Origin of the sequence: Streptomyces sp. YS415 (assembly GCF_023544665.1) — a bacterium.
In the GTDB taxonomy this organism is placed as follows: Bacteria; Actinomycetota; Actinomycetes; order Streptomycetales; family Streptomycetaceae; genus Streptomyces.
In genome coordinates this window covers 168,156-183,580 of the sequence record NZ_JAMJFL010000014.1, presented here as the reverse complement: position 1 = coordinate 183,580, position 15,425 = coordinate 168,156, and the positions used below count along the sequence as shown (strand labels likewise).

The 15,425-nt window shown below is 71.7% G+C and carries 13 protein-coding genes; 9 read left to right on the top strand and 4 right to left on the bottom strand.

The features are described 5' to 3' along the window. Positions 1 to 18: 18 nt before the first annotated feature. Positions 19 to 495, top strand: a complete 477-nt coding sequence (locus tag M8H82_RS20210) for a MarR family winged helix-turn-helix transcriptional regulator (protein ID WP_250076061.1) — start codon at positions 19 to 21, stop codon at positions 493 to 495. 7 nt (positions 496 to 502) lie between these two features. Here M8H82_RS20210 and M8H82_RS20205 read toward each other — a convergent pair whose 3' ends face one another. Together M8H82_RS20205 and M8H82_RS20200 are read right to left on the bottom strand one after the other, a co-directional pair. Then, positions 503 to 1,909, bottom strand: coding sequence for a cell wall metabolism sensor histidine kinase WalK (locus M8H82_RS20205; RefSeq protein ID WP_250076059.1), 1,407 nt, complete (start codon positions 1,907 to 1,909; stop codon positions 503 to 505). Then, a complete protein-coding gene (locus tag M8H82_RS20200) occupies positions 1,906 to 2,571 on the bottom strand; it encodes a response regulator transcription factor (RefSeq protein WP_250076058.1) in 666 nt (221 codons plus the stop codon). Before M8H82_RS20200 ends, M8H82_RS20205 begins: the two co-directional genes overlap by 4 nt. Positions 2,572 to 2,701: 130 nt before the next feature. On the opposite strand from M8H82_RS20200, the gene M8H82_RS20195 reads away from it, so the two are divergent. After that, a complete protein-coding gene (locus M8H82_RS20195) occupies positions 2,702 to 3,331 on the top strand; it encodes a PepSY domain-containing protein (protein WP_250076056.1) in 630 nt (209 codons plus the stop codon). 50 nt (positions 3,332 to 3,381) lie between these two features. On the opposite strand, the gene meaB is transcribed toward M8H82_RS20195, so the two are convergent. Both meaB and M8H82_RS20185 read right to left on the bottom strand, forming a co-directional pair. Then, positions 3,382 to 4,338 carry a methylmalonyl Co-A mutase-associated GTPase MeaB gene (gene meaB, locus M8H82_RS20190; protein ID WP_250076157.1) on the bottom strand — a complete coding sequence of 319 codons (957 nt, stop codon included), beginning with the start codon at positions 4,336 to 4,338 and terminating at the stop codon, positions 3,382 to 3,384. A 30-nt stretch (positions 4,339 to 4,368) separates the two neighbouring features. Beyond that, on the bottom strand, positions 4,369 to 5,562 hold the full coding sequence (locus M8H82_RS20185) for an acetyl-CoA C-acetyltransferase (RefSeq protein WP_250076054.1): 1,194 nt from the start codon (positions 5,560 to 5,562) through the stop codon (positions 4,369 to 4,371). A 147-nt stretch (positions 5,563 to 5,709) separates the two neighbouring features. Here M8H82_RS20185 and mce point away from each other — a divergent pair, with 147 nt between their 5' ends. The 7 genes from mce to M8H82_RS20150 all read left to right on the top strand — a co-directional run bounded on the left by mce (position 5,710) and on the right by M8H82_RS20150 (position 15,423). Continuing rightward, positions 5,710 to 6,150: a methylmalonyl-CoA epimerase gene (gene mce, locus M8H82_RS20180; protein ID WP_250076052.1), complete on the top strand. Its 441-nt coding sequence runs from the start codon at positions 5,710 to 5,712 to the stop codon at positions 6,148 to 6,150. A gap of 210 nt (positions 6,151 to 6,360) precedes the next feature. Beyond that, a complete protein-coding gene (gene scy / locus M8H82_RS20175; protein WP_250076050.1) occupies positions 6,361 to 10,275 on the top strand; it encodes a polarized growth protein Scy in 3,915 nt (1,304 codons plus the stop codon). Between the two features lie 183 nt (positions 10,276 to 10,458). Further along, the gene (locus tag M8H82_RS20170) at positions 10,459 to 11,394 is read left to right on the top strand and encodes a cellulose-binding protein (protein WP_250076049.1); all 936 of its coding nucleotides are present in this window, start codon (positions 10,459 to 10,461) and stop codon (positions 11,392 to 11,394) included. Between the two features lie 85 nt (positions 11,395 to 11,479). Continuing rightward, a complete protein-coding gene (locus M8H82_RS20165; protein ID WP_250076047.1) occupies positions 11,480 to 12,439 on the top strand; it encodes an ABC transporter ATP-binding protein in 960 nt (319 codons plus the stop codon). A 3-nt stretch (positions 12,440 to 12,442) separates the two neighbouring features. Next, a complete protein-coding gene (locus M8H82_RS20160) occupies positions 12,443 to 13,213 on the top strand; it encodes an ABC transporter permease (RefSeq protein WP_250076045.1) in 771 nt (256 codons plus the stop codon). Positions 13,214 to 13,345: 132 nt separating this feature from the next. Next, positions 13,346 to 14,554 (top strand): ABC transporter ATP-binding protein, encoded by a 1,209-nt coding sequence (locus M8H82_RS20155; protein WP_250076042.1) that lies wholly within the window; start codon positions 13,346 to 13,348, stop codon positions 14,552 to 14,554. Next, positions 14,551 to 15,423: an ABC transporter permease subunit gene (locus M8H82_RS20150; RefSeq protein ID WP_250076041.1), complete on the top strand. Its 873-nt coding sequence runs from the start codon at positions 14,551 to 14,553 to the stop codon at positions 15,421 to 15,423. Before M8H82_RS20155 ends, M8H82_RS20150 begins: the two co-directional genes overlap by 4 nt. Positions 15,424 to 15,425 lie beyond the last annotated feature (2 nt).

Here is a 15,425-nt window from a genome sequence, read left to right as displayed (position 1 = left end):
TTTAGGTAGACTTCATTTATGGAGACCGAGACGGCCACGCGCTGGCTGACCGATGCGGAGCAGTGCGCCTGGCGCACCCACCTGGAGGTCAACAGGCTGTTGACGTACCAGCTCGAGAGGGACCTCCAGCCGTTCGGCCTGACAATGAACGACTACGAGATCCTGGTGAACCTCTCCGAGTCCGAGGACGTACGGATGCGGATGAGCGACCTCGCGTCCGCCACCCTGCAGTCCAAGAGCCGCCTCTCCCACCAGATCACGCGCATGGAGAACGCGAACCTGGTGCGGCGCGAGAACTGCGAGTCCGACCGCCGCGGGCTCTACGCCGTCCTCACCGACCACGGCATGGAGACCATGCAGAAGGTCGCCCCGCACCATGTGGCGTCGGTGCGCAGGCACTTCATCGACCTGCTCTCCCCCGAGGCACTGACCGAGCTCAGCAAGGCGCTCAAGCCGATCGCGGAGCACCTGCGCGGACAGCGCGGCCGACCCTGACCTTCCACTAGGCGAGCGGCAGGCGGAGTTCGAACAGGGCTCCGCCCGCCGGCGCGTCCCCGACCGTGAGGGTGCCGCCGTGCCGCTCGGCGACATCGCGGGCGATGGCGAGTCCGAGCCCGGCGCCGCCGTCGTCGCGGCTGCGGGCCTCGTCGAGGCGGACGAACCGCTCGAAGATCCGCTCCCGGTCGGCGACGGCCACCCCGTCCCCGTCGTCGGCGACCCGGAGCACCGCCCGCTCCCCCTCCCGCCGGACCGTCACGGTGACCGCGGAACGGGCGTGCCGGGCCGCGTTGTCGAGCAGATTGGCGAGCACTCGCCCCAACTGCCCCCGGGATCCGGTCACTTCCACCGGCCCGTCCGCCCTCACCACCACCCCGGCCCGCCCCTCGGCCTCCTCCCCGGCCAGCGCGGCCAGATCCATCCGCGCGCCGGCGGGCCGCTCCCCCGCGTCGAGACGGGCGAGCAGCAGCAGGTCGGCGGCGAGGCGCTGCAGCCGTACGGTGTCCTCGACCGCCCCGTCCAGGTCCAGGAACTCCGGGTGGGCGGCGGCCACTTCGAGCTGGGTGCGCAGCGAGGCGATCGGGCTGCGCAGCTCGTGGGAGGCGTCGGCGACGAAGCGGCGCTGGCGTTCGACGGAGGTCTCCAGGGCGCTGAGCGTCTCATTGGTGGTCCGGGCCAGCCGGGCGACCTCGTCGTGGGTGCCCGGCTCGGGCACCCGCCGGGACAGGTCCTCGGAGGCGGTGATCTCGGCCATCTCCCGCCGGATGCCCTCCACCGGGCGCAGGGCGCGCCGGGTGACCAGCCAGGTCACCGAGCCGACCACGGCGAGCAGGGCGGGCAGCCCGATCAGCATGACGGTCGAGGCGGTGCGTACGGCGTCCCGCTCGGCCTCCAGTGAGGCGCCGGCGTGGACGAGGACGGTCCGGTCGCGCGGGTCGGTGACCTCGATCCGGGCGAAGCGGTACTCGGTGCGCTCACCGTCGACGGTGGCCCAGCCCTGGCCGTGCCAGGAGATGTCCCCCAGCTCCCCGATCCGCAGATCGTCGGCATCGTCACCGTCATCGCCCTCGTCGTCGGGACTCTCGGTGCCGCCCGTCATGGGCGTCACCCCCCTGACACCGGTGCCGCTGATCGTCTCCAGGCCCTCGGACACCGCGAGCACCCGTCGGTCCGCGTCCACCACCTGCACCGGGTGGTCCTCGTCCAGGTCGAGGTCGGCGTACGGCACGTCCTGCGCGATCTGGGTGGCGACCGAGCGGGCTGCGTCGTCGGCCTCGGAGTCGGCCTGCCCGGTGAGGTTGCTGCGCAGGGTGAGCAGGACGACCGCCCCGGCGGCGACGAGGGCCACGGCCACGACGAGGGTGGCGGCGAGGGCCGCTCGCGCGCGGACGGAACCGAAGAGGCGCTTCATCGGCCGGACTCCAGTCGGTATCCGGCGCCGCGGACGGTGCGGATGAGGCCGGCGCCGAGTTTGCGGCGCAGATTGCTGATGTACACCTCGACGATGTTGGGGTCGCCGTCGTAGGCGAAGTCCCAGACGTGGTCGAGGATGTGCGCCTTGGAGATCACCTGGCCCGCGTGCAGGGCGAGCTGCTCCAGCACCGCGAACTCCTTGGCGGTGAGCGGGATCTCGGTGCCGTCCCGGAAGACCTGGTGGGCGCCGGTGTCGACGCGGAGCTCGCCGAGGGTGAGCACCGGGGAGCCGGTACCGGCGTTGCGACGGCGAAGCAGCGCCTTGATCCGGGCGACGAGGACGACGTAGGAGAAGGGCTTGGTGAGGTAGTCGTCGGCGCCGGTGTCCAGCCCTTCGGCCTCGTCGTACTCGCCGTCCTTGGCGGTGAGCATCAGGATCGGCACCTCGTGGCCTGCGGCGCGCAGGGCGGCGCAGACGCGGTAGCCGTTCATGCCGGGCAGCATGATGTCGAGGATCACCAGGTCGTACGAGCCCTCCGAGGCGCGGTACAACCCTTCGCGGCCGTCGTGGACGACGTCGACGGCGTAGCCCTCGGCCGTCAGGCCCTTCGCGAGCGACAGGGCGAGCCGCTTTTCGTCCTCCACGATCAACAGGCGCATGGGCACAGCTTGGCAAAGCGAAGCTGAAGAGCTCTTCAGGGTCCTTCAGGTTCTCCTCAGCGTCGGTTCGCCAGATTGGTTCCCGTCGCAACGAAACGACGCGAAGAGAACCGACTCGGGAGGAACCAGGATGAAGCGCAACATCGTCATCGCCACCGTCACCGCCGCGGCACTCGTCACGGGCGGCACGGTCGCGGCCTACGCGTCCGGGGACGACAGCGCACCCGCCCAGCGGGACTCGAACACCCGGGTCGCCGACGACCGGGACGACGACCGCGACGACAGCCGCGACGACAGTCAGGACGGCACCCGGGACGACGACACCGCCGAGGCCCGCACCGCCGAGGTGACCGCGGCCGACGCCGTGACGGCCGCGCTGAAGCGCACCCCGGGCACGGCCGTCTCCGTGGACCGGGAGGACGACGGAGAGGACGCCTGGGAGGTGGACGTCGTGACGTCGGACGGCACCGAGTACACCGTCAGGATCGCCGCCGGTTCCGGAGAGGTCCTCGGCGCCGACCGTGACGACGACGACAGCGACGGCCGTGACGACCTCGCCGCCCTGAAGGGCACGACCGTGGACGCCCGCGAGGCCGCCCGGGCCGGCGCGGCGAAGGGCACCGTGACCGAGGTCGACCTGGACGACGACGGCCCCGCGGTGTGGACCGTGGAGACCACGAAGGGCGAGTGGAAGGTCGACCCCAGGACGGCCGAGCTCAGCCGAAGCCAGGACGACGACCGCCAGGCGGACGACGACTGACCTCGGCCCTCACTCCCGGCGCTCCCCGTCCCCGCCCCCTGAAGGCAGTCTCAGCCCTCCGTAAGACCCGCCACGAGTTCGTCCGCCGCCCGGTAGGGGTCCAGTTCCCCCGCCACGATGCGCTCCGCCAGAGCGCTCAGGCGGCGGTCGCCGTGCAGGTCGCCGATGCGTTCGCGCAGGGCGGTGACCGCGATGGTCTCCACCTCGCGGGAGGCGCGGGACCGGCGCCGTTCCACCAGGACGCCCCGCTCCTCCATCCAGGCGCGGTGCTTCTCCAGGGCTTCGACGACCTCGTCGACGCCCTCGCCGCGCGCCGCCACCGTCTTCACGATCGGCGGCCGCCAGTCGCCCGGCCCCCGGGACTCGCCCAGGCCCAGCATGTGGTTCAGCTCGCGGGCGGTGGCGTCCGCGCCGTCCCGGTCGGCCTTGTTGACGACGTAGACGTCACCGATCTCCAGGATGCCCGCCTTCGCGGCCTGGATGCCGTCGCCCATGCCCGGAGCCAGCAGCACCACGGAGGTGTCCGCCTGCGAGGCGATCTCCACCTCCGACTGGCCCACGCCGACCGTCTCCACCAGGATCACGTCGCAGCCCGCCGCGTCCAGGACCCGGATCGCCTGGGGGGCCGCCCAGGCGAGGCCGCCCAGGTGGCCCCGGGTCGCCATCGAGCGGATGTAGACCCCGGGGTCCGAGGCGTGCTCCGACATCCGCACCCGGTCACCGAGCAGCGCCCCGCCCGAGAACGGCGACGACGGGTCCACGGCGAGCACGCCGACCCGCCTGCCCTGCTTGCGGTACGCCGTCACCAGCGCGGACGTCGACGTCGACTTGCCGACCCCCGGCGAGCCCGTCAGGCCCACCACGTACGCCCCGCCGGTCAGCGGAGCCAGCGCCGCCATGACCTCCCTGAGCTGCGGGGACGCCCCCTCCACCAGGGAGATCAGGCGAGCCACGGCCCGCGGCCTGCCCTCCCTGGCCTGGGCCACCAGCGTGGAGACGTCCTGCATCACAGCTCCGTTCACTCAGAGATAGTCGGGTCAGGCCTTCGCTACCCGCACGATCAGCGCGTCACCCTGACCGCCGCCGCCGCACAGCGCCGCCGCGCCCACGCCGCCGCCCCGGCGCTTGAGCTCCAGCGCCAGGTGCAGCACGAGACGCGCGCCGGACATGCCGATGGGGTGGCCGAGGGCGATCGCGCCACCGTTGACGTTCACCATTTCCGTGGACACGCCGAGGTCCTTCATTGACTGGACCGCGACCGCCGCGAACGCCTCGTTGATCTCGATCAGATCGAGGTCGGAGACCTCCAGGCCCTCCTTCTTCAGGGCGTGCAGGATGGCGTTGGACGGCTGCGACTGCAGGCTGCTGTCCGGGCCCGCCACATTGCCGTGGGCGCCGATCTCGGCGATCCACTCCAGGCCCAGCTCCTGCGCCTTGGCCTTGCTCATCACGACGACAGCGGCGGCGCCGTCGGAGATCTGCGAGGCCGAACCGGCGGTGATCGTGCCGTCCTTCGCGAACGCCGGACGCAGCTTCGCCAGCGACTCCGCGGTGGTCTCGGCGCGGATGCCCTCGTCCTTGCTGAAGACGACCGGCTCACCCTTGCGCTGCGGGATCTCCACCGGCGTGATCTCGGCCTCGAAGAGGCCGTTCTTCTGCGCGGCGGCGGCCCGCTGGTGGGACAGCGCGGCGATCTCGTCCTGCGCCTCGCGGGCGATGCCGAGCCGCGTGTTGTGCTTCTCCGTCGACTGGCCCATGGGGATGTTCTCCCACGGGTCGGTCAGGCCGTCGTAGGCCATCGCGTCGAGCATCTCGATCGCCCCGTACTTGAAGCCCTCGCGGGACTTCGGCAGCAGGTGCGGGGCGTTGGTCATGGACTCCTGGCCGCCGGCGACGATCACGTCGAACTCGCCGGCGCGGATCAGCTGGTCGGCGAGGGCGATGGCGTCGAGGCCGGAGAGACAGACCTTGTTGATGGTGAGCGCCGGGACGCTCATCGGGATGCCGGCCTTGACCGCGGCCTGGCGCGCCGGGATCTGCCCTGCCCCGGCCTGGAGCACCTGGCCCATGATCACGTACTGCACCTGGTCGCCGCCGATTCCCGCACGGTCGAGGGCGGCCTTGATCGCGAAGCCACCGAGGTCGGCTCCGGAGAAGGTCTTGAGTGAGCCGAGCAGTCGTCCCATGGGCGTCCGAGCGCCCGCGACGATCACGGAAGTTGCAGAAGACATGTCGTGCGATCCCCTTCCAGCCTGCACAGCCGAGGAGTGAACGAGGGTTTACTCCGAATGTACTGATGGCACTCCGTGCCGTCACCGGGCTGTCGGTGTGATCGCTGGCACGTTGCGTAACCACCTCAGGAGCGCTGCACTAACAGCATGCTGACGCGAATCGACCACATCGGGATCGCCTGTTTCGACCTCGACGCGACCGTCGAGTTCTACCGGGCCACCTACGGCTTCGAGGTGTTCCACTCCGAGATCAACGAGGAGCAGGGCGTCCGTGAAGCCATGCTCAAGATCAACGATACGTCCGACGGCGGCGCCTCGTACCTCCAGCTGCTGGAACCCACCCGTGATGACTCCACCGTCGCGAAGTGGCTCGCCAAGAACGGCGAGGGCGTGCACCACATCGCCTTCGGCACGGCGGACGTCGACGCGGACGCCGCGGACATCAAGGACAAGGGCGTACGCGTGCTGTACGAGGAGCCCCGGCGCGGCTCCATGGGGTCGCGGATCACCTTCCTGCACCCCAAGGATTGCCATGGCGTACTCACAGAACTGGTCACTTCGGCGCCCGTTGAGTCACCTGAGCACTGACCCTCGTACATAGGGGCCGGTAGGGTTGGGGTCGGTCGTCGCTCTTCGGGCGTTCGACCGCGGGCCGGGGTCCGGGTTTCGGGGGACGAGCGTCGGGGCAGCAGCCCATGCTCCGTCGTGATCTGACACCATTCCCCGGGGGCCCCGTTCGGCGGATGGACGGAGCTCGTATGGAGTGACTTGCGACCAGGGGACGGATGGGACCGCGCAGTGCGGGGCTACGAACGCCAGGAGCGAGAGCCGGCGGCTGACGTCGACCACCTCTCTCGGTTCGAGGCCGAGATGGAGCGGCTGAAGACCGAGCGGGAAAAGGCGATCCAGCACGCCGAGGACCTCGGCTACCAGGTCGAGGTGCTGCGCGCCAAGTTGCACGAGGCGCGGCGCACCATCATGTCCCGGCCCGACTTCGGCGGCGGTGACATCGGCTACCAGGCCGAGCAACTCCTGCGGAACGCGCAGATCCAGGCCGACCAGCTCCGGCAGGACGCCGAGCGCGAGCTGAGCCAGGCCCGCGCGCAGACGCAGCGGATCCTCCAGGAGCACGCCGAGCAGGCCGCGCGGCTCCAGGCGGAGCTGCACCAGGAGGCGGTCACCCGCCGCCAGCAGCTCGACCAGGAGCTCGCCGAGCGCCGCCAGACCGTCGAGTCGCACGTCAACGAGAACGTGGCGTGGGCCGAGCAGCTGCGCGCCCGCAGTGAGTCCCAGGCCCGCCGGCTCCTCGACGAGTCCCGCGCCGAGGCCGATCAGGCCATGGCCGCCGCCCGCGCGGAGGCCGAGCGGATCACCGCGGAGGCCCGCCAGCGCCTGCAGAGCGAGGCGGAGGCCGCCCGCGCGGAGGCCGAGCAGCTGCTGCGGCGGGCCCGCACCGACGCCGAGCGGCTGCTGAACGCCGCCTCCACCCAGGCCCAGGAGGCCACCGACCACGCCGAACAGCTGCGCAGCTCCACCGTCACCGAGTCGGACGCCGCCCGCCGCGAGGCCGCCGAGCTGAGCCGGGCCGCCGAGCAGCGCATGGCGGCGGCCGAGGAGGCGCTGCGCAAGGCGCAGGCCGAGGCGGAGAAGGTCCTCACCGAGGCCAAGGAGGCCGCGGGCAAGACCCTCAGCAGCGCCGAGTCGGCCAACGAGCAGCGCACCCGTACGGCCAAGGAGCAGGTCGCCCGGCTGGTCAGCGAGGCCACCAAGGAGGCCGAGGCCACCAAGGCGGAGGCCGAGCAGCTCGTCGCCGACGCCCGCGCCCAGGCCGAGAAGGTCCTGGCGGAGGCCGCCGAGAAAGCCCGTACGCTCACCGCCGAGGAGAGCGCGACCCAGCTGTCGAAGGCGGCCAAGACCGCCGAGGACGTCCTCAACAAGGCGCAGGAGGACGCGCGCAGCACCACCAGGGCCGCCGCCGAGGAGGCCGAGCGGATCCGCCGGGAGGCGGAGGCCGAGGCGGACCGGCTGCGGGCCGAGGCGCACGACATCGCCGAGCAGCTCAAGGGCGCGGCGAAGGACGACACCAAGGAGTACCGCGCCAAGACGGTCGAGCTCCAGGAGGAGGCCCGCCGGCTGCGCGGGGAGGCCGAGCAGCTGCGCGCCGACGCGGTCGCCGAGGGCGAGAAGATCCGCGCGGAGGCCCGCCGGGAGGCCGTCCAGCAGATCGAGGAGGCGGCCAGGACCGCCGAGGAGCTGCTGGCCAAGGCCAAGGCGGACGCCGACGAGCTCCGCCAGAGCGCCACGGCGGACAGCGAGAAGGTCCGCACCGAGGCCATCGAGCGCGCCACGACGCTGCGCCGGCAGGCCGAGGAGACGCTGGAGCGCACCCGGCAGGAGGCCGAGCGGCACCGCGCCGAGGTCGTCGAGCAGGCCGAGGGCATCCGGGACGAGGCCGAGCGCGCCGCGCGCGAGCTGCGCGAGGAGACCGAGCGGGCCATGGAGGCCCGCCGGGCGGAGGCGGCCGCCGAGCTGACCCGGCTCCAGTCGGAGGCCGAGCAGCGGGTGACCGCCGCCGAGCAGGCGCTGACCGAGGCCCGCGAGGAGGCCACCCGGATCCGCCGCGAGGCCGCCGAGGAGACCGAGCGGCTGCGCGCGGAGGCCGCCGAGCGGATCCGCACGCTGCAGCAGCAGGCCGAGGCGGAGGCCGAACGCCTGCGCACCGAGGCCGCCTCGGACGCGTCCGCGTCCCGCGCGGAGGGCGAGGCCCTCGCCGTACGCCTGCGCTCGGAGGCCGCTGCCGAGGCGGAGCGGCTGAAGTCGGAGGCCCAGGACAGCGCCGACCGGGTGCGGGCGGAGGCGCAGGCCGCCGCCGAGCGGATCGCGGCCGAGGCGTCGGAGACGCTGGCCGCCGCCCAGGAGGAGGCCGCCCGGCGCCGCCGCGAGGCCGAGGAGACCCTCGGTTCCGCGCGGCAGGAGGCCGACCAGGAGCGCGAGCGGGCCCGCGAGCAGAGCGAGGAGCTGCTGGCCTCGGCGCGCAAGCGCGTGGAGGATGCGCAGACCGAGGCGGTACGGCTGGTCGAGGAGGCGGACCGGCGGGCCACCGAGATGGTGTCGGCCGCCGAGCTCCACGCCCAGCAGGTGCGGGACTCGGTCGCCGGGCTGCAGGAGCAGGCCCAGGAGGAGATCCAGGGGCTGCGCAGCGCGGCCGAGCACGCGGCGGACCGGACCCGGCGCGAGGCCGAGGAAGAGGCGGACCGGGTCCGCGGCGACGCCTACGCCGAGCGGGAGCGGGCCTCGCAGGACGCGGGCCGGATCCGGCGCGAGGCGACGGAGGAGACGGAGGCCGCCAAGGCGCTGGCCGAGCGCACGGTCTCGGAGGCCATCGCGGAGGCCGAGCGGCTGCGCACGGACGCGTCCGAGCACGCCCAGCGGGCGCGCACGGAGGCGGCGGACGCCATCGCCGAGGCCGACCAGGCCGCCGCTCGGACCCGGGCGGACGCCCGGGAGGACGCCAACCGCATCCGGTCGGATGCGGCGACGCAGGCCGACACCCTCATCACCGAGGCGCGCGCGGAGGCGGAGCGCCTCACCACCGAGACCCTGACCGACACCGATCGGCTGCGCACCGAGACGGTCGCCGAGGCCGAGCGGCTGCGGTCCGAGACCGTCGCCGAGGCCGAGCGGGTCCGTGCCGAGTCGGTGGCGACGGCTGAGCAGCTGCTGTCGGAGGCCACCGGCGACGCGGAGCGGCTGCGTGCCGAGGCCGCCGAGACGGTGGGCTCCGCGCAACAGCACGCCGAGCGGGTGCGCGGCGAGTCGGAGCGGCTGAAGGCCGAGGCGCTGGCGGAGGCCGAGCGGGTCACCGCGGCCGCCCGCGAGGAGGCCGAGCGGACCCTGGACGAGGCACGCAAGGACGCCAACAAGCGGCGTTCGGAGGCCGCCGAGCAGGTCGACACGCTCATCACGGAGACCGCGGCGGAGGCCGACAAGCTGCTGGCCGAGTCGCAGAAGCAGGCGCTGAAGACCACCGCGGACGCCGAGTCGCAGGCCGACACCATGGTGGGCGCCGCCCGCAAGGAGGCCGACCGGCTGGTCGCGGAGGCGACGGTCGAGGGCAACTCCCTGGTGGAGAAGGCCCGTACGGACGCGGACGAGCTGCTCGTCGGCGCCCGCCGGGACGCCGCCGCGATAAGGGAGCGCGCGCAGGAGCTGCGCGACCGCATCACCAGCGAGATCGAGGAGCTGCACGAGCGGGCCCGCCGCGAGGCCGCGGAGACGATGAAGTCGACCGGCGACCGCTGCGACGCGCTCATCAAGGCCGCCGAGGAGCAGCTGGGGAAGGCCCAGGCGAAGGCGAAGGAGCTGGTCTCGGAGGCCAACTCCGAGGCGGGCAAGGTCCGTATCGCCGCGGTGAAGAAGGCCGAGGGGCTGCTCAAGGAGGCCGAGCAGAAGAAGTCCTCGCTGATCAAGGAGGCCGAGGAGCTGCGCGCCGAGGCGATCCGCGAGGCGAAGCGGACGGTCGAGGAGGGCAAGCGCGAGCTGGAGGTGCTCGTGCGCCGGCGCGAGGACATCAACGCCGAGATCTCCCGTGTCCAGGACGTGCTGGAGGCGTTGGAGTCCTTCGAGGCTCCGGCGGCCGGCAAGGACGCCGGTGTCAAGGCGGGCGCGACGGTCGGCGCCCCTCGATCGGGTGGCAAGGCGCCGGAGGGCTAGTCAGGCGAACCGGTTCCGGTGTTTTCTGGGGCCTTTGCCCGAGTTTTTGGCAAGCGGTCCGACGGTTAGCCACTCAAAAGGGGTGTCATTCTCCAGATCAAACACGTATCCGCTCGATGACACACCGCTTCGGCCCCTAGGATTCCCCCTATCACCTCACCGGTCTCATTCGACAGGAACCCCATGAGCGACACTTCCCCCTACGGCTTCGAGCTTGTGCGGCGTGGGTACGACCGCGCTCAGGTGGACGAACGGATCTCCAAGCTCGTCTCCGACCGTGACAGCGCTCTCGCCCGCATCACCGCTCTGGAAAAGCGCATCGAGGAGCTCCACCTCGAGACGCAGAACGCCCAGGCCCAGGTAACCGACGCCGAGCCGTCGTACGCCGGTCTCGGCGCGCGTGTCGAGAAGATCCTCCGCCTCGCCGAGGAAGAGGCCAAGGACCTGCGCGAGGAGGCCCGTCGCGCCGCCGAGCAGCACCGCGAGCTCGCCGAGTCGGCGGCCCAGCAGGTCCGCAACGACGCAGAATCGTTCGCGGCGGAGCGCAAGTCCAAGGCCGAGGACGAGGGCGTCCGGATCGTCGAGAAGGCCAAGAGCGACGCCTCCCAGCTGCGCTCCGAGGCGCAGAAGGACGCGCAGTCCAAGCGTGAGGAGGCCGACGCTCTCTTCGAGGAGACCCGCGCCAAGGCGGCGCAGGCCGCGGCGGACTTCGAGACGAACCTGGCCAAGCGCCGCGAGCAGTCCGAGCGCGACCTGGCCTCCCGTCAGCAGAAGGCCGAGAAGCGCCTCGCGGAGATCGAGCACCGCGCGGAGCAGCTCCGCCTGGAGGCCGAGAAGCTGCGGACGGACGCCGAGCGCCGCGCCCGGCAGACCGTGGAGACCGCGCAGCGCCAGGCCGAGGACATCGTGGCGGACGCCAACGCCAAGGCCGACCGCATCCGTTCGGAATCCGAGCGCGAGCTCGCGGCGCTCACCAACCGCCGCGACTCGATCAACGCCCAGCTGACGAACGTGCGCGAGATGCTGGCGACCCTCACCGGTGCCGCGGTGGCCGCCGCGGGCACGCCGGCCGAGGACGAGCCGATCTCCCGCGGGGTTCCCGCGCAGCAGTCCCGGTAACGCTCCGGCGTACAGCCGCTGAACACCTGCGAAGCCCTCTGCCACTGAGGTGGCAGAGGGCTTTGTCCCGTTTTAGCGTTGCCGCATGATCGAGCTCGAGGGGCTGACCAAGCGGTACGGCGAGAAGGTGGCGGTCAACAATCTCACCTTCACCGTCAGACCCGGCATCGTGACCGGGTTCCTCGGCCCCAACGGCGCCGGCAAGTCCACCACCATGCGCATGATGCTGGGTCTGGACCGGCCGACCGCAGGGGACGTGCGGATCGACGGCAAGCACTACGACCAGCTCAAGGACCCGCTGACGTACATCGGCGCCCTGCTGGACGCGAAGGCCATGCACGGCGGCCGCAGCGCCTACCACCATCTGCTCTGTCTCGCGCAGAGCAACGGCATCCCGAAGAAGCGGGTGACCGAGGTGCTGGACACCGTCGGTCTGACGCCGGTCGCACGGAAGAAGGCCAAGGGCTTCTCGCTCGGCATGGGCCAGCGCCTCGGCATCGCGGGGGCGCTGCTGGGCGATCCGCGGATCCTGATGTTCGACGAGCCGGTCAACGGCCTGGACCCCGAGGGCATCCACTGGATCCGCAATCTGATGAAGTCGCTGGCCGCGCAGGGCCGGACGGTGTTCGTCTCCTCGCACCTGATGAGCGAGATGGCCCTCACCGCCGACCATCTCGTGGTCATCGGCCAGGGCCGGCTGCTCGCCGACACCTCCATGGCCGACTTCATCGCGCAGAACTCGCGCTCCTACGTCCGGGTCCGCACCCCGCACCGCGAGCGGCTGCTCGATGTGCTGCGGCGGGCCGGGATGACGGTCGTGCAGACCGGGAGCGGGGCGCTGGAGGTGGACGGCGGGCAGTCGGAGCGGGTCGGTGAGCTGGCGGCGCAGCACCAGCTCGTGCTGCACGAACTGAGCCCTCAGCAGGCGTCGCTGGAGGAGGCGTTCATGCAGTTGACCGCGGAGTCGGTGGAGTACCACGCGCATTCGGACACACCCGCCGAGCCGCGGCAGGCCTGGGGCGACGGCCGGCGGAAGGAGAGCTGAGCGATGGCGACGAGTCAGGTCATCCGTTCCGAGTGGACCAAGATCCGGTCGGTGGCGTCGACGGTGTGGACGCTGTCCCTCGCCGTGGTGGTGACGATCGCGCTGGGCATGCTGATCTCGCTGCTGTCGAAGAACGAGTTCGACAAGATGGACCGCGAGGACCAGCTCTCCTTCGACCCCACCTTCATCAGCTTCGCGGGCATGAGCCTCGGCCAGCTCGCGATGATCGTGTTCGGGGTGCTGGTGGTGTCGAACGAGTACAGCACCGGCATGATCCGCACCTCGCTGGCCGCGGTGCCGCAGCGCGGCTCCTTCCTGTTCAGCAAGATCGCGGTGGCGACGGCTCTGGCGCTGCTGGTCGGTCTGGTCACCAGCTTCGTCACCTTCTTCCTGGGCCAGGCGATGCTCGGCGAGCACAAGGCGTCCATCGGCGACGAGGGGGTGCTGCGGGCGGTCATCGGCGGCGGTCTCTACATGACGCTGATCGCGATGTTCTCGATGGGCGTCGCCGCGATGCTGCGCTCGCCGATGCTGTCGCTGGGCATCCTGATGCCGTTCTTCTTCCTGGTCTCCAACATCCTCGGCAACGTGCCGGCCACCAAGAAGATCGGCCGCTACCTCCCGGACCAGGCCGGCAGCAAGATCATGCAGGTGGTCACCCCGGTCGACGACGACACCCCGTACGGGCCCTGGGGCGGCCTCGGCATCATGGTGCTGTGGGTGATCGCGGCGCTCGCGGGCGGATTCCTGCTGCTGAAGAAGAGAGACGCCTGAGGCCTGAGGACCGACACCCTGAGCCAACTGTTTTTGCCCGGTCTTGAAGGGAACCGTCAGCGCCCGGATATCCTCCTAACCCTTACGGGGGCGTGTGCCCTGCTGTCCTGAACCTTTCGATGGGTGCGGAGCATGATCGAGGCAGTCGGCCTGACCAAGCGCTACGGCGACAAGACCGCTGTGTACAACCTTTCCTTCCAGGTACGACCCGGTTCCGTCACCGGCTTCCTGGGCCCCAACGGCTCCGGCAAGTCGACGACGATGCGGATGATCCTCGGCCTGGACAACCCCAGCTCGGGGCAGGTGACGATCGGCGGCTACCCGTACCGCAAGCTGCCCAACGCCCCGCGCCAGGTCGGCGCGCTGCTCGACGCCAAGGCCGTGCACGGCGGACGCACGGCCCGCAACCATCTGCTGAGCCTGGCCCAGCTCTCCGGCATCCCGGCCCGCCGGGTGGACGAGGTGCTCGGCGTGGTGGGCCTCCAGGACGTGGCGAGGAGGCGCTCCAAGGGCTTCTCGCTCGGCATGGGGCAGCGGCTCGGCATCGCCGCGGCGCTGCTCGGCGACCCCCAGGTGCTGCTGTTCGACGAGCCCGTCAACGGCCTCGACCCCGAGGGCATCCTCTGGGTGCGCAACCTGATGAAGTCGCTCGCCGCGGAGGGCCGCACGGTCTTCGTCTCCTCGCACCTGATGAGCGAGATGGCGCTGACCGCGGACCACCTGATCGTGATCGGGCGGGGCCAGCTGCTCGCCGACATGAGCGTGCAGGACTTCATCGCGGCGAACTCCGCCGGCTTCGCGCGGGTGCGCACCCCCGACACCGAGCCGCAGCTGCGCGAGAAGCTGTCCTCGGCGCTGGCCGAGGCGGGCGGGCACGTGCTGTCCGAGCAGGACGGCGCGCTGCGCGTGACGGGGCTGCCGCTGCCGCGCATCAGCGACATCGCGCACGAGTCGGACGTACGGCTGTGGGAGCTGTCGCCGCACCAGGCCTCGCTGGAGGAGGCGTACATGCGGATGACGCAGGGCGCCGTCGACTACCGCTCCACCATCGACCAGAAGGCCGGACTGCAGCAGCTGGTGCCGCCGGGTGCGCAGCCGCCGATGCCGGTTCCGGGGCAGGGCCAGCCGGGCTGGTACGCCCCGCCGCCGCCCCAGCAGGGCGGTCAGCCGTTCGCGATGCCCCAGGGGCAGCCCGGAGGGCCCCCGGCGCCCTCCGGACCGCCTCAGGGCCCCTACGGCGCCCCGGCCGCGCCCGCCGCGGCCCCGAACCCCTACGCGCAGCCCGCGCCTCCCGCCTCCGCCCCCGCTGCCGACACGACCAAGCCCGAGGACGCCCGATGAGCACCCCGCAGCCCCCGATGCCGGGGACCGCCGCACCGAACTGGCAGGCGGCGCCCGGCGCTTCGTTCCCCGGTTACACCTCGCCGATCCCGGTCAAGCGCACCCACCTCGGCAACGCCCTCGCCTCGGAGTGGACGAAGATCCGGTCGGTGCGCTCCACGATGTGGACGCTCGGCGTGTTCGTCGTGCTGGTGGTCGGCATCGGCCTGGCCGCCGCCGCCCTGGTCTCCGCCAACGCCGGCGAGGGCGAGCTGGCGGGCGAGAACCCGCTCTCCTTCGGCTTCTTCGGGCTGCTGCTCGGCATCATGTGCATCATCACGCTGGGCGTGCTGACCACGGCCTCGGAGTACGGCACCGGCATGATCCGCACCACGATGACCGCGTGCCCGTCCCGCGGGCGGGTGCTGGCGGCGAAGGCGACCGTGTTCTTCCTGCTGGCGTTCACGGTCACCCTGGTCTCGGTGGTGATCGTCGCGATGGCGGACGTGGCCCTGCTGACCGACGCCCGCGAGCCGACCGGCTCGGAATGGCTGAAGGGCACGGTCGGCATCTCGTTCTACATCGCGCTGATCGGCCTGCTGTCGCTGGTCGTCGGCTCGGTCATCCGGCACTCCGCGGGCGCCATCACCATCATGATCGGCCTCGTGCTGGCGCCGCTGGTGATCGCGCTGTTCATGTTCTCGCAGTCCCTGGAGGACCTGCGCGAGGCCCTGTTCGAGTACTCGATCCCGAACCAGCTCAGCGTCTTCTACTCGCAGTCCCTCACCGAGACCGGCCCCTCCGGCTGGGACCCCCTGTGGATCATGCTCGGCGTGACGGCGGCCGCCTTCGCCGGCGCCTACGCCCTGCTGGAGAGGCGGGACGTCTAGGC

What these genes read in the sequence shown, in the direction of transcription:
- mce (WP_250076052.1), top strand. Translation starts at nt 5,710, where the DNA reads ATGCTGACGCGAATCGACCACATCGGGATCGCCTGTTTCGACCTCGAC.
- M8H82_RS20170 (WP_250076049.1), top strand. Translation starts at nt 10,459, where the DNA reads ATGAGCGACACTTCCCCCTACGGCTTCGAGCTTGTGCGGCGTGGGTAC.
- M8H82_RS20195 (WP_250076056.1), top strand. Translation starts at nt 2,702, where the DNA reads ATGAAGCGCAACATCGTCATCGCCACCGTCACCGCCGCGGCACTCGTC.
- M8H82_RS20155 (WP_250076042.1), top strand. Translation starts at nt 13,346, where the DNA reads ATGATCGAGGCAGTCGGCCTGACCAAGCGCTACGGCGACAAGACCGCT.
- M8H82_RS20185 (WP_250076054.1), bottom strand. Translation starts at nt 5,562, where the DNA reads ATGTCTTCTGCAACTTCCGTGATCGTCGCGGGCGCTCGGACGCCCATG.
- M8H82_RS20165 (WP_250076047.1), top strand. Translation starts at nt 11,480, where the DNA reads ATGATCGAGCTCGAGGGGCTGACCAAGCGGTACGGCGAGAAGGTGGCG.
- M8H82_RS20205 (WP_250076059.1), bottom strand. Translation starts at nt 1,909, where the DNA reads ATGAAGCGCCTCTTCGGTTCCGTCCGCGCGCGAGCGGCCCTCGCCGCC.
- M8H82_RS20200 (WP_250076058.1), bottom strand. Translation starts at nt 2,571, where the DNA reads ATGCGCCTGTTGATCGTGGAGGACGAAAAGCGGCTCGCCCTGTCGCTC.
- M8H82_RS20210 (WP_250076061.1), top strand. Translation starts at nt 19, where the DNA reads ATGGAGACCGAGACGGCCACGCGCTGGCTGACCGATGCGGAGCAGTGC.
- meaB (WP_250076157.1), bottom strand. Translation starts at nt 4,338, where the DNA reads ATGCAGGACGTCTCCACGCTGGTGGCCCAGGCCAGGGAGGGCAGGCCG.
- M8H82_RS20160 (WP_250076045.1), top strand. Translation starts at nt 12,443, where the DNA reads ATGGCGACGAGTCAGGTCATCCGTTCCGAGTGGACCAAGATCCGGTCG.
- M8H82_RS20150 (WP_250076041.1), top strand. Translation starts at nt 14,551, where the DNA reads ATGAGCACCCCGCAGCCCCCGATGCCGGGGACCGCCGCACCGAACTGG.